The 24,573-nt window shown below is 42.3% G+C and carries 19 protein-coding genes; 9 read left to right on the plus strand and 10 right to left on the minus strand.

Features of this window, described 5'->3' with window-relative positions; translation table 11 throughout:
- The first annotated feature begins 82 nt into the window (after positions 1 to 82).
- Both pheT and FTU58_RS08890 read left to right on the plus strand, forming a co-directional pair.
- The gene (pheT, locus tag FTU58_RS08885; protein ID WP_180062342.1) at positions 83 to 2,464 is read left to right on the plus strand and encodes a phenylalanine--tRNA ligase subunit beta; all 2,382 of its coding nucleotides are present in this window, start codon (positions 83 to 85) and stop codon (positions 2,462 to 2,464) included.
- On the plus strand, positions 2,461 to 2,757 hold the full coding sequence (locus tag FTU58_RS08890; RefSeq protein ID WP_004649746.1) for an integration host factor subunit alpha: 297 nt from the start codon (positions 2,461 to 2,463) through the stop codon (positions 2,755 to 2,757). Before pheT ends, FTU58_RS08890 begins: the two co-directional genes overlap by 4 nt.
- 370 nt (positions 2,758 to 3,127) lie before the next feature.
- Here the strand turns inward: FTU58_RS08890 and FTU58_RS08895 are convergent, their stop codons facing one another.
- The 3 genes from FTU58_RS08895 to trxA form a co-directional block, all read right to left on the minus strand.
- The gene (locus FTU58_RS08895) at positions 3,128 to 3,415 is read right to left on the minus strand and encodes a hypothetical protein (RefSeq protein ID WP_004975160.1); all 288 of its coding nucleotides are present in this window, start codon (positions 3,413 to 3,415) and stop codon (positions 3,128 to 3,130) included.
- A gap of 421 nt (positions 3,416 to 3,836) precedes the next feature.
- Positions 3,837 to 5,105 carry a transcription termination factor Rho gene (rho, locus tag FTU58_RS08900; protein ID WP_004975162.1) on the minus strand — a complete coding sequence of 423 codons (1,269 nt, stop codon included), beginning with the start codon at positions 5,103 to 5,105 and terminating at the stop codon, positions 3,837 to 3,839.
- 335 nt (positions 5,106 to 5,440) lie between these two features.
- Positions 5,441 to 5,767, minus strand: a complete 327-nt coding sequence (gene trxA / locus FTU58_RS08905; protein ID WP_004975164.1) for a thioredoxin — start codon at positions 5,765 to 5,767, stop codon at positions 5,441 to 5,443.
- Between the two features lie 271 nt (positions 5,768 to 6,038).
- Between trxA and ppx the strand changes: the two genes are divergently transcribed.
- Genes ppx through FTU58_RS08930 form a run of 5 tightly spaced genes read left to right on the plus strand, consistent with a single transcriptional unit; the run spans position 6,039 to position 11,166 of the window.
- Positions 6,039 to 7,559, plus strand: coding sequence for an exopolyphosphatase (gene ppx / locus FTU58_RS08910; protein ID WP_180062343.1), 1,521 nt, complete (start codon positions 6,039 to 6,041; stop codon positions 7,557 to 7,559).
- A gap of 32 nt (positions 7,560 to 7,591) precedes the next feature.
- The gene (locus tag FTU58_RS08915) at positions 7,592 to 8,413 is read left to right on the plus strand and encodes an acetyl-CoA carboxylase carboxyltransferase subunit alpha (RefSeq protein WP_004975170.1); all 822 of its coding nucleotides are present in this window, start codon (positions 7,592 to 7,594) and stop codon (positions 8,411 to 8,413) included.
- Positions 8,350 to 9,696 carry a tRNA lysidine(34) synthetase TilS gene (gene tilS / locus FTU58_RS08920; RefSeq protein ID WP_104852453.1) on the plus strand — a complete coding sequence of 449 codons (1,347 nt, stop codon included), beginning with the start codon at positions 8,350 to 8,352 and terminating at the stop codon, positions 9,694 to 9,696. Before FTU58_RS08915 ends, tilS begins: the two co-directional genes overlap by 64 nt.
- A 30-nt stretch (positions 9,697 to 9,726) precedes the next feature.
- Positions 9,727 to 10,554 (plus strand): pyrroline-5-carboxylate reductase, encoded by an 828-nt coding sequence (gene proC / locus FTU58_RS08925; RefSeq protein WP_096902428.1) that lies wholly within the window; start codon positions 9,727 to 9,729, stop codon positions 10,552 to 10,554.
- 42 nt (positions 10,555 to 10,596) lie between these two features.
- Positions 10,597 to 11,166, plus strand: coding sequence for a YggT family protein (locus tag FTU58_RS08930; protein WP_004975174.1), 570 nt, complete (start codon positions 10,597 to 10,599; stop codon positions 11,164 to 11,166).
- A 162-nt stretch (positions 11,167 to 11,328) separates the two neighbouring features.
- Here FTU58_RS08930 and polA read toward each other — a convergent pair whose 3' ends face one another.
- Positions 11,329 to 14,088 (minus strand): DNA polymerase I, encoded by a 2,760-nt coding sequence (gene polA, locus FTU58_RS08935; protein WP_180062344.1) that lies wholly within the window; start codon positions 14,086 to 14,088, stop codon positions 11,329 to 11,331.
- A 182-nt stretch (positions 14,089 to 14,270) separates the two neighbouring features.
- Between polA and FTU58_RS08940 the strand changes: the two genes are divergently transcribed.
- A complete protein-coding gene (locus FTU58_RS08940; protein WP_180062345.1) occupies positions 14,271 to 17,282 on the plus strand; it encodes a DUF2339 domain-containing protein in 3,012 nt (1,003 codons plus the stop codon).
- A gap of 48 nt (positions 17,283 to 17,330) precedes the next feature.
- Here the strand turns inward: FTU58_RS08940 and FTU58_RS08945 are convergent, their stop codons facing one another.
- Entirely contained in the window at positions 17,331 to 18,254 is a 924-nt protein-coding gene (locus FTU58_RS08945; RefSeq protein WP_096902425.1) for a mechanosensitive ion channel family protein, read from the minus strand.
- 9 nt (positions 18,255 to 18,263) lie between these two features.
- The gene (locus tag FTU58_RS08950) at positions 18,264 to 19,085 is read right to left on the minus strand and encodes a hypothetical protein (RefSeq protein WP_004975182.1); all 822 of its coding nucleotides are present in this window, start codon (positions 19,083 to 19,085) and stop codon (positions 18,264 to 18,266) included.
- Between the two features lie 102 nt (positions 19,086 to 19,187).
- On the opposite strand from FTU58_RS08950, the gene gspE reads away from it, so the two are divergent.
- Positions 19,188 to 20,675: a type II secretion system ATPase GspE gene (gene gspE, locus FTU58_RS08955; RefSeq protein ID WP_004975184.1), complete on the plus strand. Its 1,488-nt coding sequence runs from the start codon at positions 19,188 to 19,190 to the stop codon at positions 20,673 to 20,675.
- An 80-nt stretch (positions 20,676 to 20,755) separates the two neighbouring features.
- On the opposite strand, the gene FTU58_RS08960 is transcribed toward gspE, so the two are convergent.
- From FTU58_RS08960 to FTU58_RS08975, 4 genes are all read right to left on the minus strand, one after another.
- Positions 20,756 to 21,580, minus strand: coding sequence for a carbon-nitrogen hydrolase family protein (locus FTU58_RS08960; RefSeq protein WP_131260743.1), 825 nt, complete (start codon positions 21,578 to 21,580; stop codon positions 20,756 to 20,758).
- Between the two features lie 21 nt (positions 21,581 to 21,601).
- Positions 21,602 to 22,129, minus strand: a complete 528-nt coding sequence (gene gigB / locus FTU58_RS08965) for an anti-anti-sigma factor GigB (RefSeq protein ID WP_180062346.1) — start codon at positions 22,127 to 22,129, stop codon at positions 21,602 to 21,604.
- A 113-nt stretch (positions 22,130 to 22,242) separates the two neighbouring features.
- A complete protein-coding gene (gene gigA, locus FTU58_RS08970; RefSeq protein ID WP_154320391.1) occupies positions 22,243 to 23,211 on the minus strand; it encodes an RsbU family protein phosphatase GigA in 969 nt (322 codons plus the stop codon).
- Positions 23,212 to 23,312: 101 nt separating this feature from the next.
- A complete protein-coding gene (locus FTU58_RS08975) occupies positions 23,313 to 24,236 on the minus strand; it encodes a VacJ family lipoprotein (RefSeq protein WP_096902423.1) in 924 nt (307 codons plus the stop codon).
- Positions 24,237 to 24,573 lie beyond the last annotated feature (337 nt).

Raw genomic sequence — 24,573 nt, forward strand, 5'->3', positions numbered from 1 at the left:
GGGACTTACGCGAAATAAATAGAAGTGTGGGAATTCCCCTCTTTATTAAAGAGGGGGTAGGGGAGATTCAGGAAATGAATGTATGAAAATTAGCGAAAATTGGCTACGCACGTGGGTTAACCCAGCCATTGACAGCGATACTTTATCGAATCAACTCACGATGCTGGGTCTAGAAGTTGATGATATGTCACCAGCAGCAAAGCCATTTACAGGCGTTGTGGTGGGTGAAGTCTTAACGGTTGAACAGCATCCAGATGCAGATCGTTTACGTGTGACTACGGTAAATATTGGTTCAGGTGAGCCGTTGCAGATTGTGTGTGGTGCGCCAAACGTGCGTGTAGGTATGAAAGCACCTGTGGCAACCATTGGTGCGGTATTGCCAGGCGACTTTAAAATCAAAAAAGGCAAACTGCGTGGTGTGGAATCACAAGGGATGCTCTGCGGCGCATCAGAAATTGACCTTGAAGATAAACTTGATGGTTTATTGGAACTGCCTGCAGATGCACCTGTAGGTGTGAATGTACGTGAATATCTTGATCTAGATGACCATGTCATTGATATCAGTATTACTCCAAACCGTGGTGATTGTTTCAGTATTCGTGGTATTGCCCGTGAAATTGGGGTGATTAACCAATTGCCAGTGAATACACCTGACATTCAGGCAGTAGCGGCAACTATTCAGGATGAAAAAACTGTACAAAGTTTGACGGAAGGCTGCCCACGTTATTTAGGTCGTGTGATTAAAAATGTAAATACCAAAGCCGCTACACCTGAGTGGATGGAGCGCGCGTTGGCACGTTCAGGTATCCGTCAGCACAGTATTTTGGTTGATATTACCAACTATGTCTTGATTGAATTGGGTCAGCCAATGCACGCTTTTGATGGTGCTAAAATTCAAGGTGGCATTCAAGTTCGTCAAGCGACTGCAGCAGAAAAATTGGTGCTGTTAAACGAGCAAGAAGTTGAGCTGCAAGATGATGTGATGGTGATTGCCGATGACGCAAAAGTATTGGCGATGGCGGGCATCATGGGTGGCTTATCTTCTGCGGTAAGCGATGAAACCACAGAAATTTTCCTTGAATCGGCTTTTTTTGCACCATTGCATATCGCAGGTCGTGCACGTCGTTATGGTTTACATACCGATGCCTCACAGCGTTATGAACGTGGTGTCGATTTTGAATTGCCATTATTGGCGATGAACCGTGCATCACAACTGATTGCAGAATTGGCTGGCGGCGAATTTGGTCCAATTACAGTGGCAGAACAAGCAGCACAATTGCCAACACGTGAAGCAATTGCGTTAAATCAAGCGCAAGTCGATCAGCTCTTGGGTTATCACGTTGATGCTACATTTATTGCCGATGCTTTAACTCGTTTAGGCTGCGAAGTTACTGTTCAAGCTGAAGGTCAGTGGAGCGTTGTACCACCATCACATCGTTTTGATATGGCAATTTACCAAGACTTAATTGAAGAAGTTGCTCGTATTCACGGTTATGACAACATTCAAATCAGTTTGCCTGTGATTGATGTGCAATTAGCAAAATACCAAGATCAGTTTGAAGTTGCGCAATTACGTCAAACCGCAGTGACTTTAGGTTATCAAGAAGCAATTAGTTTTAGCTTTGCCGATGCAAAATTGGAAAAACAATTAAACCCTGCAGTGAATCCGTTGGCATTGGCGAATCCAATTTCAAGCGATTTGGCAGTAATGCGCTCAACGTTGTTATCCAGCTTAATTCCATGCGTTCAGTACAACGTGAATCGTCAACAAAACCGTGTGCGTTTCTTTGAGTTGGGTTTACGTTTTGATTATCAACATGCAGCAAGCATTCATGACTTGAAGCAAATTCCAACTTTGGCATTGATTGCGGTGGGTGCTAAACATGCAGAATCTTGGCATGCTAAAGCTCAGCCTATGGATTTCTTCGATTTTAAAGGCGATATTGAAGAAATTTTAGCTGCAGGTCGTGTGCAGGTAGAGTATGTTCGTTCAGAGCGTACTTGGTTGCATCCTGGACAATCTGCTGAAATTTTGGTAGATGGTCAGTCTATTGGTTACTTTGGTCGTTTACATCCATCTTTAGAAGATGAGCTGGATTTAGGCACGGCTTGGGTAGCAGAATTCGATCAAACAGCAGTTTTGCAAACTTATGTATCTAATTTTACAGAATTATCACGTTTTCCATCGGTTAGACGTGATATTGCGCTTTTAATTAGTGATAAGATAAATGTAAGCGAAATTCAGCAACTTATTGAAAAAACGGGTGGAGCGCTGTTAGACTCAACTTGGTTATTCGATGTGTATACTGGACAAGGTGTTGAACAAGGCAAGCGTTCTTTGGCTTTTGCTCTGTTATGGCAACATCCAACACGTACACTTGAAGATGCTGAAATTAAATCTGGTATGGATAACATTCTGCAAGTGTTGGAAAACACTTACCAAGCGACATTGAGGGCTTCATGACAGCATTAACAAAAGCAGAAATGGCTGATCATTTAAGTGAGCTCACGAGTTTAAACCGCCGTGAAGCGAAACAAATGGTCGAGTTATTTTTTGATGAGATCAGCCAAGCACTGATCTCTGGCGAGCAAGTTAAACTTTCAGGGTTTGGGAACTTCGAGTTACGTGATAAACGTCAACGACCTGGTCGCAACCCGAAAACAGGCGAAGAAATTCCAATTTCAGCCCGCCGTGTAGTCACATTCCGCGCAGGGCAGAAATTCCGCCAGCGTGTGGGAAATGAGCAGATCGATTGATCTGCTTTTTTTTATGCTTTTTATAAGAGATTTTAGAAAGACGCTGTGATTTAGCAAGACATAGTGATTGATCTTGCAATTGGGAGACTTGAATCAAACTATGGATATGAATGAAAACACTGTAGAGCTGAACAAGACGCTACCTAAGAATTGAGCGTGGAGATGAGAAACCAAAAGGTTATATCGAAATAAATGCCGAATGGGGTTAAGTGTTTTGGTTAAATGCTTTTATATGCTGAATCATCTACTTGAAAAAGATGGATTGAGCGATTTGGAGATATTGTGCTGAGTAAAATAAATTTTAGACAAAATATTCAGAAATAAAAAAGAGAGCCATCGGCTCTCTTTTTGTACTGCATAATCGTATCGATTATTGAGCAGCAGCTTCAGAAGCAGCAGCAGCAGCGTCTACAGCAGCATCAGCAGCGTCAGTTGCAGCAGCAGCAGCAGTGTCAGCAGCATCTACAGCAGCTTCAGCGCCAGAAGCAACTTCTACAGCAGCAGCGTCAGCAGCAGCTTCAGCTTCAGATGCAGCTACAACAGCTTCAGATGCAGCAGCGTTAGCGTCAGCAGCAGCTTCTTCAGTTTTTTTAGCACAACCAACGAAAGCTAAAGTAGTAGCAACTGCAGCAGCAATAGCGATTTTTTTGAATAACATGGCATCACTCTCTAAAATATGAGATTAAAAAAAACCGACGTTAGTCTGTTGTATGCTTTTATTATTCCTAAATTTTGTTAGGCACTAACAACGCAGGCGCAGTCTAACTGGTCTGCGAATATGCTATCACTGCGCTTTTTGAATTGCTACTAGGTTGATTGAAAAAAAGGCAAAAAAACGCGAAAAATACGTGCTTTTTTAACAGAAAATAACAATTAATTTGGCATTTTAGATTGGAGAGTTGCACGGTAACTGGCTAAAAACTAAAAGGTTTTTACTAAATATTTTTTTATAATCATTTACTTAAAAATAAGTTTACATATACCGCGTGCAATTGTGTCTTTATGTAAATTTTGTCAACCAAATAAAAAAGCCATCGTTTTAAGATGACTTTTTTAGGTGTTCTAATATTTATAGCCGTTTAATTGGCTGCTTTACGTTTCATTTGATCAAAGAAGTCGTCATTAGTTTTGGTTTCTTTCATGCGATCAAGCAAGAATTCCATTGCTGCCAATTCATCTTGAGTGTGTAACAATTTACGCAAAATCCAAACTTTACGCAAATTATCTTCACTCATTAAGCGCTCTTCACGACGTGTACCTGATTTTTTGATGTTCATGGCAGGGAAAACACGTTTTTCTGCAATACGACGGTCTAAGGTAATCTCTTGGTTGCCTGTACCTTTAAACTCTTCGTAAATCACTTCATCCATTTTACTGCCAGTTTCAATCAGTGCAGTCGAAATAATGGTGAGTGAACCACCTTCTTCAATATTACGTGCAGCACCAAAGAAGCGTTTTGGACGTTCTAAAGCGTGCGCATCAACACCACCTGTTAAAACCTTGCCTGAAGAAGGTACGACAGTGTTGTAGGCGCGTGCCAAACGGGTAATCGAATCCAGCAAAATCACCACGTCTTTTTTATGTTCAACTAAACGCTTGGCTTTTTCAATGACCATTTCTGCAACTTGAACGTGACGAGCAGGTGACTCATCAAATGTTGATGCAATCACTTCACCGCGCACGGTGCGTTCCATTTCAGTCACTTCTTCAGGGCGTTCATCAATGAGAAGTACAATCAAGAACACTTCTGGGTTGTTACGAACAATCGACTGAGCGATGTTTTGTAGCAACATGGTTTTACCCGCTTTAGGCGGAGCCACAATAATTGAACGCTGACCTTTACCAATTGGCGCAACCAAATCTACCACACGTGCAGTTAAGTCTTCAGTTGTTCCATTACCTAACTCCATCACCAACTGTTCTGTTGGGAAAAGCGGGGTTAAGTTTTCAAATAAGATTTTATTACGTGAATTTTCAGGGGTGTCATAGTTAATTTGATTGACTTTGAGCAAAGCAAAATAACGTTCGCCTTCTTTTGGTGGACGAATCGTACCTGTAATGGTGTCACCCGTGCGCAGGTTAAAGCGACGAATTTGCGAAGGGCTGACATAAATATCATCTGGGCCAGCAAGGTATGAACCTGCAGCTGAGCGTAAGAAACCAAAACCATCAGAGAGAATTTCTAGAACGCCATCACCAAAAATCTCTTCACCATTCATGGCATGGCGCTTTAAGATGGCAAAAATAATGTCTTGCTTGCGGTTACGCGCCATTCCTTCAAGGCCCATAAACTCGGCAATCTTGATGAGTTCGCCAATCGGTTTTTTCTTGAGTTCGGTTAAATTCATAGAGGTTCTGATAGAATTAAAATTCTGGGGTACAGGTTAGAGAGGGAGCAACATTTAGCCGCATTCATACAATAAAATGAAAGCAATTGTATTTGCACAATAACGATTCAGAGCACTGATTCATTGTTTGATTGAAAAATGTGAAAAACAATTTCTGTTGCCGAGCGGCATTTTTGTGTTGTGTCTTTTCAGAAAGAGGATGAAAGATCCTGCGTTTCCTGAGCATGCAATATAAGAGAGAAACGTCTACTTGTCAATTTGTAGGCAAAAAAAATACGCCAATGCGTGGCGTATTTTTTTCATCATCTCTATAAATAGACGATGGATCCATCGACTTAGATATTTTCGTCAATAAATGCAGTCAATTTAGATTTAGGTGCTGCACCGACTTGCTGTGCAACCACTTCACCATTTTTGAACATCAATAATGCTGGAATATTGCGGATGTTGTAGTTCACTGCAGTTTGTTCGCAAGAAGTTACATCAACTTTTACAATTTTAACTTTGCCTTGGTATTCGTCTGCAAGTACTTCAAGTACAGGTGCAATTGCTTTACATGGCGCACACCAGCCAGCCCAGAAGTCAACCAATACAGGAGTATCCGATTGAAGAACATCTGCTTCGAAGTTTGCATCAGTGGTGTTTACGATGTTGCCAGACATGGATTACGCTCCAAATAATTTTTAAGATAGCTTTAGTTAGTATTACATAGCCATCTTGAACAAAGTAGGGGAATCTGTGGATTTTCCACTCAAAATACAAATTTGTCTAATTGATCGTGACGATAACGCTAAACGAAAATGCGAATTCTGTAACACAATTGTCATATATGCAGAAAATTTAAATAGTCGTCAAATTGTGCTGATAAATGGCTTTTAAATTAGGTGTATGTGAATTACTCTAGGCACAATTCTGTCTAGGTTTGTTTGAAGAATGTCTGATTTTTTAATTGATGAAGAGTTACTCGCAGCCATCGATATGGGGTCGAATAGTTTCCACTTGGCAATTGCACGAGTGGATCATGGTGAAGTAAAAAAAGTGGCATCAATGTCAGAAAAAGTACAGTTGGCCGCAGGTTTAGATGAAAATAAGAATTTGACCGAAGCTGCTCAACAACGTGGTTTGGCATGTTTGGCGCGTTTTGTGGGACGTTTAACTGCGGTGCAGTCAAACCGTTTGCGTATTGTGGCAACCAACGCATTGCGTCAGGCCAAAAATGGACATGAGTTTATTCAAAAAGCCGCAGAAATTTTGCCTAAACCTATTGAAATTATTGCAGGGCGTGAAGAAGCCCGTTTAATTTATTTAGGCGTATCGCACACGATGGCAAATAGTGGTCGTCGTTTGGTAATTGACATTGGCGGTGGTTCGACAGAGTTGATTATTGGCGAAGAATTTGAGCCAATTCATACCGAATCTTTACAAATGGGCTGTGTGGCCTATACCAAAACCTATTTTGCCGATGGTGAAATTAGCAAGAGCAGTTTTGAAAAAGCAGTGGTTGCAGCGCGTAAAGAACTGTATTCGATTGCCAATACTTATAAAGAAGCAGGTTGGGATACCGTTGCAGGTTCGAGCGGTACCATTAAAGCCTGTCGTCAAATTACGGTAAATATGGGCTGGAGCAATGAGCAGGAAAATCTGACTCGTGAAGGTTTAGAAAAACTCAAAGACCGTTTGCTCAAGTTTAAACACGTATCAGAAATGGAATTTGATGGTCTAAAAGAAGACCGTCGAGCAGTTTTGCCAGCAGGTTTGGCAATTTTATATGCGGTATTTGATGTATTAGATATCGATAAACTGGTGTATTCCGATGGGGCTTTGCGTGAAGGCGTAATGTATGACTTGTTGGGACGTTTCCAGCATGAAGACATTCGTGATCGCAGTGTACAGGCCTTGATGGGGCGTTATAACTCAGACCCGAAACAGGCTGGACGTGTGGTGAAAACTGCGCAACATTTATTTGACAGCGTGGCAGAATCATTAAAATTAAATAACGAAGATAGTGACTTATTGCGTCGTGCTGCGTACCTACATGAAATTGGTTTAGCCATCAGTCACAGCAGTTATCATCGTCACGGTGCATATTTATTGCAACATTCGGACATTCCCGGTTTCTCACAAATTGACCAAAACTATCTCTCGCATTTGGTCGGCAACCATCGTCGAAAGTTGCGCCAAGACGCGAAAACAGAAGCACTGAAAGCGGGTGGCAATAAAATTGTTTACTTAAATTTGTTGCTTCGCCTTGCAGTTTTGGTCAACGCAAGTCGTAGCGATGCGATGCTTCCTGCCATTGAATTAAGCATCCGCAATGCGCAACAATGGCAGCTCAGCGTGTCGGGTGATGCCAAACAATGGCCATTGCTTGTCGCTGAATTGCACGATGAACAAGTGCAATTCAAGAATTGGGACATTGAATTGAATATTCAGTCGGAACAATTTGTCGATTAAGATTTGGTTAATTTAGGGATAACAGTCGACTTATGAAAAAAGCTGCTCAATCTAAAGCATGGAAAACCGTGCAAATTGCACGTCATCCTGAACGTCCGCAATTTCTAGACTATGTGGGTGAAATTTTCACTGAATTTGATGCCTTACATGGCGATCGTTTATTTGGTGATGATGGTGCAATGATCGGTGGATTGGCACGCTTTGATGGTCAGCCTGTCATGGTGATAGGTCAACATCGTGGTCGCAGTACCCGCGAAAAATTACAACACAACTTCGGGATGTGTAATCCAGAAGGCTACCGTAAGGCACAGCGTCTTATGGATATGGCAGAGCGTTTTAATCTGCCAGTTTTCACTTTTGTTGATACCATGGGTGCATACCCAGGTGTAGGTGCAGAGGAACGTGGTCAGGCAGAAGCGATTGCGACCAGCTTAGCGCAATTGTCGAACTTAAAAGTACCTGTAATTGCTACAGTATTGGGCGAAGGTGGTTCAGGCGGTGCGTTGGGTATTGGCGTGGCTGACCGTGTGGTAATGTTGTCACACAGTATTTACTCTGTTATTTCACCAGAAGGTTGTGCGTCTATTCTGTGGAAAACTGCAGAAAAAGCCGAACAAGCCAGTGAAGCATTGGCATTGACTGCAGAAAAACTGCAAAAGATTGGTATTGTAGAATACGTGGTTGATGAAGGTGAGGGTGCGCATTTAAACCCTGAACAAGTCATGCACAGTCTGAAAAATGTGTTAAAAGAAGCTTTGGATGAATTGCAAGCGATGGATGCAACACAACGATGCGAAGAACGTTACCAGCGTTTAATGAAGTTTGGCAGCGACAATTTAGGTCTAGCGTCTTAAGCCAATTACAGGCTTTTTCTGCACAGACAAAATTTTTAATCGGATGTAGTGGCGGCATGGATTCCATGCTGCTACTGCATCTTTTGTCGTTTTTGTGCCCTGAAAAAGTACGCGCGATTTATATTGATCACCAATTGCAAAGTCCAAGCGCAGCGTGGGGCACATTGGTGCAAGCCACCTGCCAAAATTTAAATGTGCCGTGTGTGCTGCAAAAAGTCAGTGTGTCTGAGGGTAATTTAGAAAATCAGGCACGTCAGGCGCGTTATCAGGCCTATATGCAGCACTTAGATAGCAACGAAGTTCTAGTATTGGCGCATCATCAGCAAGATCAGGCAGAAACCGTATTGCTGCGTTTGTTTTCAGGCGCAGGTGTGCAAGGACTTGCTGCCATGCAAGCTGTCGATGTGCGTGATGACATCAGTATTTGGCGTCCGTTATTGGATATTTCGCGTGAGCAGATTTGCCAATGGAGTGCTGAATTAAAGCTCGATTATGTGCAAGACCCAAGCAATCAGGATGTGCATTATGACCGAGCTTGGGCAAGAGAAATATTGTGGCCTGTCGTGCAACAGCGTTTTCCTAAAATGCAGCAAGCTGTGACGCGTACTGCAAACTTGATGCAAGATACTGAAAACATTTTGGCAGAAGTTTTGGCGCAGGATTTAGCTGCATGTGGCACAGACTCGCAGTTGAATTTAATTCAGTTACAACAATTGTCTTTGTCACGGCAACGTCAGCTATTATCGGCATGGATGAAAGGACAGGCACAATATCGCCCAAGTTTTGATATGGTCGAACGCTTGCAACGTGAGGTGATTCAAGCCAAAGCCGATGCACAAGCGGCATTACATTGTCAGGATTATTATTATCTGCGTTATCAGCAACAATTATTTCGTTTGCCGAAAGCGGAGTATTTAGCTGCAGAACATTTTGAGGCAGAAGAACAAGTGTTATGTTTGCAGGCAGATCAGACTTTTCAAGTGTGGTCTGGCTGTTATCAACTGCAACAAGCCAAAGTCGGTTTATCTGCAACTTTGCTGAATCGTCCGTTAACTTTACGGCCACGTTTGGGTGGTGAAAAAATTCATTTGTATGGTCGGGTGGGCACATGGCCACTGAAAAAAGCCATTCAGGAAGCACAAATTTTTCCGTGGACGCGTCATACAATTCAAATATTAAGCCTAGATAATGTTATGCTAGGCGTTTTTAGCCCCAAAGGCTTTTGGCTTGCACAGTCGGACTATTGTGTCGCAGATGGATGGCAACCGAATTTAGTCTCTTAACGACAAAGAACTCAACGAAGAGCGTGAATCATGAGTGCAGTATTGAATTGTAATATTAGTTTCATTGGCGGTGGCAACATGGCGCAAGCCTTGATTGGTGGTTTGATTGCCAGAGGTTTGCCGCCAACCCGTATTACAGTTTCAGACCCTGTAGAACAAGTGCGTGAATTATTAAAAGAAAAAGATGTGCATGTCACTGAGGATAATTTGGCCGCGATTGCAGATGCAGATATTGTGGTATTTGCAGTCAAACCACAGGTTTTGGCACAAGTATTGCGTCCATTGCACGGTCAGTTTGAAGATAAACTGGTGATTTCGATTGTTGCGGGCGCAGAAATTGCCACGATTTCTGAGTTATTACGTACAGAACGTGTAGTGCGGGTAATGCCAAATACGCCTGCTTTGGTGCAAACAGGTGCACATGGTTTGTATGCAACCGAACAGGTCAATAGCACTGACCGTGAATTGGCAAGTCAGGTTTTGGCAGCGACAGGTTTAACTATTTGGGTAAACTCTGAGGCGCAAATTGATGCTGTGACTGCAGTATCTGGTTCAGGGCCAGCATATTTCTTCTATTTGATGGAAAGTATGATTCGTGCAGGCAAGAACTTAGGTTTAGATGAAAAAGTGGCGACAGCACTGACGTTACAAACTGCTTTGGGTGCAGCACAAATGGCAATTACCAGCTCGAATACACCTGCAGAATTACGCAAAAATGTAACTTCACCAAATGGCACGACCCAAGCGGCAATTGAAGTGTTTGATCATGCGCAAATTTCACAAAATATTCAGGCGGCATTGGCTGCTGCTAAAACGCGTAGTCAAGAATTAGCGCAAGAGTTGAGTGATAGTATTTAATTATTGAAAAACAATGAATTTAAATTTTAGGAAAGTTTAAGTATGGGTGCAAATTCTGCGCTAATTTTTGGCATTATCATTAACGTAGCGATTTTGCTCGTATTCTTCCGTTTCTTAATGCAATTGGCAGCGGTGAGTCCTTATAACCCTGTGGTGCTTTCAACCATTAAAGCCACCAAAATTGTAGATGTATTTGGACGTATTTTTCCAACGGTTGGCAAAGGTCGAGTTAACTCTGCAGCCTTGGCTTTGTTGGTGGTGTTGTATCTACTCAAAATTTTTGGTGTTATGTATCTCAATGGTGCGATGCCGAATAGTCCAATTCACTTACTGATTCTGACTTTTGTGACCATGATTCAGGATTTAATCCGTTTCTGTCGTTATTTGATTTTTGCCACCATTATTTTGAGTTGGGTGGTGATGTTTACTCAATCTCGTGGCCCTTATATTGAGGTGATTCAAGAGTTGGCAGAGCCGTTATTAGCACCATTTCGTCGTTTATTGCCGAACATGGGCATGATTGATTTGTCGCCAATTATTGCATTTTTGGCTTTATATATCGCTGAAATTATTATGAATCAGGTAGCGATTGTATTGCTGACTGGCTTATAAGTCGCATTATCCTAAAACATTAAAAAGGACTCGATTTGAGTCCTTTTTTTGTAGTTTAAGTTTGGGCTGACGACCTTAATGAGTCTTCAGAAATACAAATAACCTGCATCCTGACCTCCTTCTAGGCGAAGGAAGGTGCTGGAAAAAGAGAGCGCAACGACTTTAGTGCGCTTCATCCCAGTTATTGCCTTTTCCGACTTCCACCACCAATGGTACAGAAATTTCCACCACAGATTGCATGACTTCTGCCAACTTCGGCGCGAGTTCATCTGCCGCATCTGCATCGACTTCAAATACCAATTCATCGTGTACTTGCAGCAACATTTTGGCTTGCGCTTGCGGTAACATTTTGTCGACTTCAATCATCGCCATTTTAATAATATCAGCTGCAGAGCCTTGTAATGGCGCGTTAATTGCCGCACGTTCTGCCGCTTTACGTACCATCATATTACGTGCAGCAATATCTGGCGTATAGAGGCGACGACCTAAAATAGTTTCTACAAAACCTTGTTCTAGCGCGACTTGGCGGGTACGTTGCATATATTCATAAATGCCCGGATAACGCTGGAAGTATTGCTTGATGTAGTTTTGTGATTCTTCACGGGTAAACCCAAGCTGACGAATTAAGCCAAATTCCGACATGCCGTAGAGCAGACCGAAGTTTACAGTTTTGGCCTGACGACGCTGATCTGAGGTTACGTCTTCTAAGGCAATACCCAAGACTTCTGCCGCAGTACGGCGGTGCACGTCTTGTCCATGGTTAAAGGCATCGAGTAGGGCATCATCTTGTGAAAAATGTGCCATTAAACGCAATTCGATTTGCGAGTAGTCGGCTGCCAACAACACGCGACCTTCAGGTGCGACAAAGGCTTTACGAATTTGACGACCAATTTCAGTACGAATTGGAATGTTTTGTAAGTTTGGATCAGTAGAAGATAAACGCCCTGTTGCAGTCAAAGCTTGGTGATAACTGGTATGCACTCGATGCGTATCGTTGTTGGCTTGCTTCAGTAAGCCATCGGTATAGGTGCTTTTGAGTTTAGATAAACCACGGTAGTCTAAAATTAAACTACTGATCGGATGCTCAATTTTTTCCAAAACACTTTCACTGGTACTGTATTGACCTGTTGCGGTTTTCTTGCCGCCTTTGAGTCCGAGTTTATCAAACAGGATTTCGCCCACTTGTTTCGGTGAGCTGACATTAAAGTTTTCACCTGCCAATTCTACAATTTGGTTTTCCAAATCTTGCATGGTTTGGGAAAAATCGACACCCAATTGATCTAAAAATTTCAGATCAAGCTGAATGCCATTTTCTTCCATACTGGTCAGCACACGCGCCACAGGCATTTCGATGTTGTGCAAAATATTGACCAATTCAGGATGCTTTTGTAGCTTCGCAGACAGCACTTCATATAAACGATACGTAACATGCGCATCTTCTGCAGCGTAGTGCGCAGCCGTTTCAATTTCAATTTGATTGAAAGTTTTTTGCTTGACGCCTTTGCCTGCAATTTGCTCATAAGATGTGGTCAGGTGGCTTAAATATAAGCGTGCCACATCATCCATGCCGTGACGGGTTGCGACAGAGTTAAGCACATAAGATGCCAACATGGTATCGAAATACCAACCTTGTAAATGAATACCGTGATTTTCAAGCACATGCGCATCATATTTTAAATGATGCCCAATTTTATCCACCGCATTATTTTCTAAAATAGGTTTGATTTGTGCCAAAACCTGATCACGGTTGAGCTGCTGTGGTGCGCCCTCATAATCATGCGCCAAAGGTACGTAATAGGCATCTTTGGCATCGAACGCGATAGAAAAACCAACAATTTCTGCAACGCGATAATCCAGACTGGTGGTTTCTGTATCAAAGGCAAAACGCTGTGCAGTTTGCAAGCGTTGCAGCAAAGCATCCCAATGCGCCTGATCTAAAATGGTGTGGTATGTTGCTGCACCGAGTTGATCATCAACACTGCTTTGCGTGGCTTGATCTTCAGTTTCAATTTCATTGGCTGTCGGTGCGGCGACTGTTTTTGCAGCTTGTTTATAATTGCTGTTATTTGGATTATTTGGATGATCGAGCGATTGTAATTGATTACGGAATTCTAGCTCGGTATATAAATTGCGTAAGGCTTCAACATTAGGGTCTTGTAGTTTTAGATCGGCATAACCAAAGTTCAGATCAAGGTCACAAACAATGCTGGCGAGTTGATGATCTAGCGCGATGCCATCGGCATTGTCTTTAATATTTTGTCCGACTTTGCCTTTAATATGATCGACATTTTCTAAAATCGCACCAATCGAGCCATATTCGGTCAGTAGTTTTGCAGCAGTTTTGGCGCCAATGCCGGGCACGCCCATAATACCATCGGAAGCATCACCCATGAGGGTCAGATAATCAATAATTTGATGCGGCCATACGCCAAACTTGTCAAATACAGCCTGAATATCCATTGGCTTTTCTTTGAAGCTGTCTTCAAGGGTAACTTTTTCAGTCACCAACTGCGCCATGTCTTTATCGCCCGTAGAAATCAGTACTTGCTGTCCTTCGGCTTCGGCACGTTTGGCTAAAGTTCCAATAATATCATCGGCTTCTGCGCCTGGTAGCATGTAAAGTGGAATACCCAAAGCACGAATTAAAGCATGTAAGTATGGAATTTGCTGAGAAAGTTCCTCAGGCATACTTGGGCGGTCACCTTTATAAATTGGCGATAGTTCGTGACGGAAAGTCGGCTCAGGCGTATCAAAAATTACCGCCATGTGAGTAGGCTGAGTACGACGCATCAACTTTTGAATCGCAGAGATCGCGCCACGAATAGCATTGGTATGTAAACCAGTTGACGTGGTTAATGGTGGTAGTGCGTGAAAGGCACGAAATAGAAAATATGAGCCATCGACCAAGACAAATGGTGGCATGGATTGATTCCTTCTGCAAATAAGCAGTTTATTGTACGTGATTTTTGCAGTTGTCGCAGAAACTGATTTTTAAGGCAAGTGTTGCAGACGCACAGTTACCGAATTGCTGATGAATCCTGATTCAGAATCGTGCTGTCTGTTGTATGATCGGAGCCATGACAATATCAATAAAATGAAGAGCAATGCAGACAGGGCAGAATGAAATTCGAATCATTTGGTTCATGCTATTAATCATAATTTCAATTGGCGCATGGTGGCTCGGTGTGCCGATGCTGAGTTATATCTGTGCAGTTGCTGCGGTGGTCAGCGTGATGTTTTTTGTGGGACGAGTGCAGAACTCACTGGAACAGGTTGTGGATGCACAGTCACAAGTACAACGCCAAAGCTCTAAAACTCCTTTATATATCGCCGCTTTTATTGCTTTTTTAGGAATATTGCTGGATTGGTATTTACTGACATCTATTGCTTTAAGTGCATGGATTTTTATGTTGTTGCGATGGTTGCAGCGTTTGGAGCAAGGACTGTATCAATTACAGCAATTACAAAGTGCCGCTAAGCTTCAGGCGCATGCTCAAAAGAGCTATCCTCAAAAGACCAATGCTCAAGAGAAAAAGGTTCAAACGCAATTCGCAGAGCATATTTTAGCCAATACATCTGAAGTTGATGCAAGTCTTTCATCAGTTAAGGCAAATGTGGATGATGGTGTTATATCAACCGCTTCTCAACCTGAAACCATCGCTATTCAATCTGATTCCACATTATCGAGCGAGCCGAATTCTGTTCGGGAACAAGCAGCTCAAGTTTCCTATCCATATCAAGACCAAGAGTATCTACATCAAGAATATTCAGCTCCAGATTTAGCCAAATCCTCAAGGTCTGTTGCACCTTTTGCAACTCAGTCGCGCTCATCAAGTAACAGTTTATTGCAACAAGCTCAATCATGGCTGATACATGGTAATCCTGTATTAAAAGCAGCAATTGTAGTGTTACTCATAGGCGTGGTGTTACTGCTACGTTTTGCTACTGAACATTGGCAATTTAGTTTGGCAGTGAAACTTTTGTTCGTTGCTGGCGTGAGTGCAGCAGTGACAGTATTCGGTTATCTGTTACGCAACAAAAATCGCAGCTTTGCTTTGGGTGTGCAAGGTTTGGGGTTGGCTGGGCTGTGTCTGACCTTATTTTTTGCCTATTACAATTTGGTCATTCCAAATTTAGCTATCGCCAGTCTGTGTTTTATTGTGGTGATGTTGCTCACGCTCTGGCTGAGTTTAAAACAACAATCAGTCGAACTTGCCCTCATGGCAATGCTGATTGCGTATTTCGCACCGTTTACTTTACCTGTTCGTAATGCAACAGCCATTGAATTTATTGCCTATTATTTGCTGATTAATATTTCGGTTGCCATTTTAAGTAGTTTACGTCCGTGGAAATATTTAAATCAAATTGCGTTTTTAATGACGGTTGTGGTGGGTGGCAGCTATGCCTTTTATCATGGTTATATCTTTGAACGGCAGGTGCTAACGCTTTTAGTTTTGGCGCATGCGGCTATTTTTATTTGGTTGGGTTTTCGCTTTAGTCAGCTTTTGGCACAGGAAGATGTCGCCACGTTTCAGCTGAAACCTATTTTAGACCTTGCCTTGATTTTTGGCGCACCCATTGTCGGTTATGCCTGTTTATATCTGATGTATTTTGAAGAAACAGCAGAGCAGGCAGCCTTTAGTTTGTTATTTGCGGTGGTTTTTGCAGGTTTGTATTGGCTGACCAAACAGCATCGGCAGACACAATTTATTGCACAAAGTTATTTCAGTTTGATGCTGATTTTTAGTGTGTTGATTCCACCTATTTTACTGCCTGAACAATGGAGTGTCATTGGTTGGGCATTACAAGGCGTGGCTGTGTTTATTTTTGCCTTTATTCAATATTCTAAAATTAGCCGTTATTTGGCACTAGGTTTGTTTGCCGTAGCGGGCTTATCTGGGCTGTATTATTTAGTAGAGTTGCCTTATTTCGAGCGCAGTATTTATTGGGTACTGAGCCTAAGTTATGCCACGGTTGTGGCGTTTTCCAACAGCCGTGCAGCTTTCAGACAACAACTGAGCACAGCAACCACGAGCGTACTGTGTTTAATGATGTTGTCTGCAACCAGTTTATGGCTATGGTTAGGTTTAGATTACTTTGATGGAGAACTTGCAACCGTACAGACGCTTTTGGCGGTGGTGGTCATTTATTTACTTATCAACGAAGTACTACTTTCTCGTCAAGCGACATGGTCATGGCTATTGCCCAAATGGTTAGGTCTAACGCCAGTTTCGCTCACTGCAGCAGGTTTATTATTCAGCCGTAGCTATGATGGAGCGGTGCATTGGGTTTCGGGTACTGAACGTCTGCTATTTGCCTTGTTTGCAGGCGTGCTCAGTGTGTTGTGGTTGCGTCCTTTATGGACTGTCCGCAGCGACAAAGAATGGCTGAGTTTAGGACTGTTACCCATTTTGGCGATGGCGAGTTTAACGCTGTTACCACAGCATCCGTATAGCAGCGTGGTGATTTTACCATTGCTCTTTGCGGCGTGGTGTTGGTGGCAACAACCGGATTCAGATTGGCGCAAATTTTGGTATGCGCGTAGCAATTTAATCTTCATGTTGATGTGGATGCTATGTTCACAACTGTTGACTGAACACGCATTTTACGGCTATGTACTGCCTATTTTGAATCCATTTGATTTGGTTAGTATAGCCATGTTGGTGGCTATTTTGTGGATGTTGAATCTGCAACGCAAAACCCATTTAGACCAAGGCTTGGCAGCGGTAATTATGGTCTTGAGTTTACTGTGGCTAAGTAGTTATGTGCTATTACGTGCCTTACATCTGTATTTGGGAACGCCAATCAACCAAATTGCTGTTTGGCAAGATGCCACTGTGCAGCTCAGTTTGACCTTGCTTTGGGTGAGTTTGGCTTGTATCGCCATGTGGATTGCCAGTCTGAAACAATTACGTGCCTTGTGGATTTTAGGCAGCAGTATTTTGGTGATTGTGACCTTAAAATTGGTGCTTTTAGATTTATCTAATATTGGAACTTTAATGCGCGTGCTGTCATTCTTTGCTGCAGGTTTAGGTATGCTACTGATTGCATATATTGCCCCAATTCCTGAGACAGATCTCGTAAAAAACAACACTTCGCCGTCTTCCAAAGCTTGAGCAGATCCTCAAGTTTAGTTAGAGGCAAAGTGTCGAAGACTGAAACGATTACTTTAAGTCAGGTTCTCGTTTCAGTGCTTGGGCATTGGCATATTGATCAAGTTCTTCATTATTTAAAGGGCGCGATAAAGGATGATCAACAAAACCCATTTTGGGTACAGGAATTTCGATTTGGTTGTCTAGGAAACCATTACGGATACGTTCCTGCATTTCATCACGTACCTTTAAAAAGTTTTCTTGCTGACACCACACCGCAAACAACAATTCAATTGAAGATTCACGGAAAGCTGTAACTGTCACCGCGGGTTTAGGGTCAGACAGCACGAGCGGATATTGATTGGCGACACTGAGCAACACTTCACGCACTTTAATAATATCTTCGTGAAAATTAATCGCGAGGGTAATGGGCACACGTCGGATTGGAAACTTGGACAAGTTATGCACGGGTGCACGAATCAATTGTTCATTGGGTAAACGCACATAAATATTGTCTTGGGTCAGTAATTTAACTGAAAGTAAGTCAATTGAGATCACTTCACCTTCAATGGTGTGTCCGCGAATCAGGGTGATTTGAATGGTGTCGCCCACTTCAAAAGAACCTTCGCCAATCAGGAACATACCACTAATTAAATTGGATGCCGAGGTTTGTGAGGCAAAACCCAAAGCCACGGTTAAAATACCCGCTGCACCTAAAAACACGCTGAGTTTGAAGCCTGCTTCTTTCAGGCTCGCCATCACAAACAGCAGGAAAATAAAGTAAAAAATCCCGCGTCGCCAAACTAAGCGTTGATGCGCATTAAAACGTGCGCCAATAGTGCGTACAAAAGTATTGGAAACAAAACGTGCAATTAAGAAACCAATCAAAGACAATACAATTGCGACCAAAATTTCGGTCAGACGATCTGTATTGATACTGGTAAAAATTCCTTTGAGGCTGTTGGTGATTTCTTTGGAAATATTGGAATCTGCCATAACATCCTCTTAGAAAAATGAATCAAACATATTAAATAAAGCACCTGCCGTTTCACGTGGCGGTTGCAAATAGGTCACTTCACCAGCATGTGGCGGGGTGCGATTTTCAATCCGAATTCGTGGCGGGCGGTCTAAACCTTCATGCATCACTTTAATTTGTGAAGTCCATAAACGACCTGTACTTTCGCTGAAAAATAAAGGCAGCGCAGGCACAGGCACATTCATTCGGTCAAAACGCAATTGTTGATTGCTGGTGTTGTGAAATTCAATCGGCGTGACGGCACGAAATGCACGTGGTTTTAATTGATGTAATTCGGTACGGCCATCGACTGCTGTGGCATAGCAAATTTCACCTGTACGATGATTGGGGCCAAACCAAGTATCTTTCGGGCGAATAATCGGCAAATCAAAAATGGGTTCACGTTGACCATCGACAAAGGCAGACATCCACAACGGTGTGCTGATATACAAGGTGCCGCGTTGCCCCGCAGGAATATAAATTGGATCGACAGGTTTAATCACCACTGAACGGTCTGCCAAACGAGGCATGAGCTGTAATTTACTTTGTGTAGATTTGAACATATAGCGTTCAATTTTCACAGGTTGTGGAAAGGCAAATTCAGGATCATCAATGTTATGCCATTGCTGTTCATAATCGTATTGAACCTGCGGGCGATAATATTCCAAACGCCATTCTTGCATACCACGGGTCAAACGTACTAAGAGTGAGCCAAATTGCCACGTTTTAGGACGATTGAGCTCAAACTCATAGTCACCCCACCATTTTAATTTAGCCGAATCAGTTTCTGAAATCTCATGATTTTGTGACAATGGCCTATCCCTTTCTTGATAAATCAGCGAAAACAGACTTCACGCTGTCATACGCTTAGAGTACACTCAAATTAAATTTTTTCATCATTATTATAATCGCTGATGCAAGTACTGAAACAATTACAAATACCGTATAGCTTTGCCAAACGCCATGGGGTGTTAATTCGTTATGAGGGCGATCATGCCTTTATTGTACGTCGTGAAAATACGCCGATGCTTGCCATTCAGGAGGCGCGTCGTTTTTTGGGGCATCCTGCACAGCATCAACTTTGTAGCGATCAGGAATTTCACCAATTATTAAGCAGCAGTTTTGCAGGTGATACAGGCGAGTCGCAGCAAGTCGCTGCGGGATTGGAAGATCACCCTGACTTGCTTAGTTTGGCAGATTCAGTTCCTGAAGCAGAAGACCTGATGGATCAGGAAGATGATGCACCGATTGTACGTTTAATCAATGCTTTACTGTCTGAAGCGATTCGGGTTGGCGCATCGGATATTCATATCGAATCTTTTGAGAAAAAACTGTCAGTCCGTTTGCGGGTCGATGGTCAGTTGCGTGAAATCGTGCAACCGCGCCGTGAACTTGCGCCTTTATTGGTGTCACGTATTAAAGTCATGGCAAAACTGGATATTGCCGAAAAACGTATCCCTCAAGATGGTCGTATTTCGCTCAGACTAGCAGGTCGTGAGGTCGATGTACGTGTGTCAACGCTGCCATCTTCGCATGGTGAGCGGGTGGTAATGCGTTTGCTGGATAAGCAAGCAGGTCGTTTAAACATGACGCACTTGGGGCTAATGCAAAATGATTATGAGCGCTTAAAGCAACTGGTACATCGACCACACGGGATTATTTTGGTTACAGGGCCGACAGGTTCGGGTAAAACTACGACCTTATATGCAGCTTTGTCAGACCTGAATGACGGTTCTAAAAATATTTTGACTGCAGAAGACCCGATTGAATATCAACTTGAAGGGATTGGGCAAACACAGGTCAATACCAAAGTGGATATGACCTTCGCTCGTGCTTTAAAAGCCATGCTGCGCCAAGACCCAGATGTGGTGATGGTGGGGGAGATTCGTGACTTAGAAACCGCCGAAATTGCAGTGCAGGCTTCCTTAACTGGTCACTTGGTACTGTCTACCCTACATACCAATACGGCCATTGGTGCAGTCACCCGTTTAAAAGATATGGGCATCGAGCCGTTCTTGCTGTCAAGTTCATTAATTGGGGTGATCGCACAGCGTTTAGTGCGCACCTTATGTTCGCACTGCGCCACATGGCATGCTGCAGATGACTTTGAACAAGAACTCTTTAAAAGTGTGACCGATGCAAGCGATTTAAAACTTCCGCAACCGAAAGGCTGTGAACATTGCTCACATACAGGTTTTACTGGGCGGACTGCAATTTATGAAATTGTCCCTGTGGATGAAGCAATGCGCCGTTTGATTCATGGCAATGCCGCGGAATATGAACTGGAAGATTATGCACGACAGCAATCAGGTTCGATTCGTGAAGATGGATTGCGTAAGGTATTGGCAGGTAAAACCACTTTGGAAGAAGTGCTGCGCGTGACCAATGAAGCGGCTGAATAGCTAAAAAGTAAGGTTAAGATAAGAAATACAAAGAGTTGATCACTATATTGTTGATCAACCCTTTTTATTGAAATTCAATTTTAAAATTGCAATAAACGACGATGCTGCATTAACGGCATCGACTCTCGAATTTTGCTTTGTTCATCTAAATCAAAGGGCACTGTAATCAGTTGCGTACCTTCGTCTTGCACCATTGACAATAACTGTCCGCGTGAATTGGCAGCGCCTGAATGTCCCCAAGTCTGACGTTTTTCACCATGCCAACCTTGTTGGGCTGCACCTAAAACCTGACATTGACTGTCCATGCCACGCGCCTGCAAGAGCAATTGCCAATGCATTTGACCTGTGGTGTAAGTAAAAGCCGATGGCGCAGTTAAAATATTGGCGCCTTGCGCACGTAAAGTTAAGGCCAATTCAGGAAAGCGCAAGTCATAACACACCATTAAGCCAATGTTGCCAAACGGTGTTTTCGCTACAACGACTTCAGAGCCGGGTTCAAAAAACTTAGATTCCTGATAACCACCAACAGAGTCACCAACTTGCACATCAAACAAATGAATTTTGTCATAACGTGCTTCAGTTTTTTCTGGGCTAATACATAAACTGACCGTACGCACACGACCATCTGCAATTGTTGAACCATCAGGGCGATATGGGCAGGGCAATGTACCCGCCACAATCCAAATTTGATATTGATGTGCAAGCTGTTCCAACCGCTGTTGAATACTTTCAAACTGTGCCGCGGTTTCGCGTTGTTTGCCTGCTGCAAAGCAGACAAGGTTTTCGGGGAAAACGATCAGTTCAGCACCATCCGCTTTACTCTGTTGAATCAATGTTTCAATGATTTTGAAGTTTTCTTCAATATCGTTTTGCGAGTTCATTTGAGCAACAGAAAGTAAAGTCATCAAAGCATTCCTGAGTGAAGATCAAGCGTTCTGCTGATTTTTCTCAGCACACTGATCAAGATTATCTTGTTCTTTTTGTAGCTGTTTCACCAAAGGTTCGAACATATTTTGGTTGTTTTCATTCAGCTTCATGAGGGTTTTATGGGCATCTAATACCGTAGTGAGCATATTGCTATGCGTGACGTGTTCTTCTACCAGCTCACGCGTGCAGACAGTTGGGTCACCACAGTAATTTAAAATCACAAACACCTGTCCTAAGCCCATGCTATTGGCGAGCGTAGTAATGTCTGGATTAGTAGAGAGCATAACTGCTTGAATGTTATGGATTTGTTTCAGTTTTAAGCCTAGCTTAGCCAATACACCTAAAACTGTACTGTCAATAAATGTAGTTTGGGTTAAATCTACAATTGCACCCACCACATTAGATTGCTGTTCAATTTTACTGAGTAGTTTGTCTAGACTAATACAAGATTGGGCACGCACTTCGCCAAAAAGCTTAAAGATATGCGTTCCATTCAAACTTGCATATTCAACATGACCTGTTGACATATAAATGCCATTTGCAGAGAAGGATTAGATAATTATCCCATAGCGACTATATAGACTCAAGTGGCTTACAGTCGTATATCTTGGGTTGAGAAGTTAACTGGCTGATTTATTAGTTATTTTGTTCGACACAAACTCAAGATCGCAATATCATCTGCTACATGATCGGGGGCTTGGAATGATTGATTTTGCAAGTGAAAGACCAATTGTTCAAACTGTTCATTCAAACCACCACTATAAGGTTCTAACGCACCATCGGAGCAGATAATAAACCGCGCCTGTTTATTTAATACGCACTCAAATTCCTCAACTTCTAAATCTTCAGTCAGTCCCAAAGGAAAACTACTGGTATTTAAAATTTTAGGTGCTTGATTGGGTTCGATAATAATGGCAGGTGGATAATGCCCCGCACTCGACCAACGCAGTTCGTGGGTTTCAATATTTAAAATCCCACTAATCATGGTGATATGCTTTTCAATATTTTCTTGAACCAACATGCCATTCAGCTTCTTAATCAGTTCGCGTGGTGTTTTGGAGCGACCATGAAATGCAGCCATCCAAGACGTTAGTAAACTACTAGTTACACCATGCCCAGAGACATCGGCTAAATAGAACATGATTTCTTTATCACTGATTTTCCAGTAATCAAACCAATCGCCCGACAAATAAGCCGAAGGTTTAAATAACGTATCTACACGGTAGTTGCACAGTTCGATAGGATTGGGCAGTAATTTTTTTTGTAATTCCGCCGCAGAAGGTAAGTCACGGCTGTCTTGATTGCGTTTATATTGTGCGTCTATTTTGCGTAAGGCTTGTGGTGGATTTTCTGGTAAACGACTCCACAACCAACCTGCTAAAGCACCTTGTTCCCATGCTTGTACCAATGCCGTGCCTTCATCTTCAAAGGCCAATACAATCGTAGGTAAATCCCATTGATGGGTTAAATAATCTTGCACATCGGCAATTGCAATAATGGTTGGGTCATACAAGCTGATGTCATCTATGTGAATCATTTGCACACTAGGAAGTGTGTCGAGCACCTGTTCTAGATATGGAATATCACGTGTGGGTTGAATGAAATACATAGAGTTTTGTGTTGACCCTGAACCTAAACAAAGCGTTACTATAACAATGCCTGAATACTCAAGGAAAGTAAAAACTCACCTTGAGTAAAATGTTTTACAAATTATTCTTTGCTTTCTTCAGGCGGGTTTATTTCTTCTTGATCATCAAAAAGTTCTTCGCTTTCATCATCTACAAAAGAAATACTATCTGCATCGAGTCCTTTCTTTTCCGCAATTTCAAAGTTTTTACGTTGCAAGTAAATATCCCGAATCGCGGCATATTTATCGCCCTGTAATACTTGTTCTACATCTAGGAGTTGCGAGCGCGTATCTAGGCCGCGCATAACTTGCTCCGACCAATATAAACGGTCATTGCCATCTAAAATGTATTTTTGTGGACGTGCCTGACCATCTACAAGTGTGCCGAAACCATCACGGAAAGTACTTGGGCCGTAAATTGGTAGCATGACATAAGGCCCTGAAGGGACACCGTAGTAGCCCAAGGTTGTACCAAATTTTTCTTCTTCCGTGTCTAAACCTAAACGACGTGCAGGGTCAGCCATGCCTAAAGTAGTAATCGTATTTAAACTAAAACGACCTAAAGTTTTTGCGGCACGTAAAGGGCGGCCTTGAATCAATTGGTTAACCGCATTCCAAGGTTCGCCCAAGTTTTTTCGGAATTGACGATATGACCCGCGCACTTCACCAGGGACTTTCTTTGTATATTGAACCGCAAGTGGACGCGCGATATTACGATCTAACATATCGTTGAATGCATAAATCTGACGGTTCAAAGGTTGCAGTGGGTCTTTGACTTCATCGGGTTGTGCAGCATTTGCATTCACTTTTAAATCTTTGGCTTTTACATTTTTTAATTCTTTAAGCGCATTCAAACGACTACTTTTAGTTTCAGAAGATGAATCTGCCGCAATAACTTCAGTAGTTTCTTCTTGAGCAACTTCTTCAGTAGAAGGCATTGTCGCATGTGTTGAGGTGATGAATCCTAAAGAAACAAGGCACACCCAAAGATATTTTTGTTGATACATAAAGAATCCTAGCGCTTAAATCTGAGTAAGCAAAAGCTGTTATATCGCCGATGGGTGTATAGTAACAGTTAATTGAAACGATGTATTAAAGCAAATTTGCTCAAAATGTGTGTAGAAAAGGTAAGAATGAACAAAAAATAAACACCCGATATATTTCCTTTGAAAAAAGTCTTGCAAGGTAAAATATTTACCCTATAATGCACATCCATCGGCGGTGATGAAGATTAAAACTTCTGATAAAACAATGACTTGGTTAAGAATGATTGAGTTGGGTTTTAGAAAGAAAGTTTAAAATAATTTAAATTACCAGTTGACACTTTAGAAATAAAGCGTAATA

The organism is Acinetobacter sp. YH12120, from assembly GCF_013418795.1.
GTDB lineage: Bacteria > Pseudomonadota > Gammaproteobacteria > Pseudomonadales > Moraxellaceae > Acinetobacter > Acinetobacter towneri.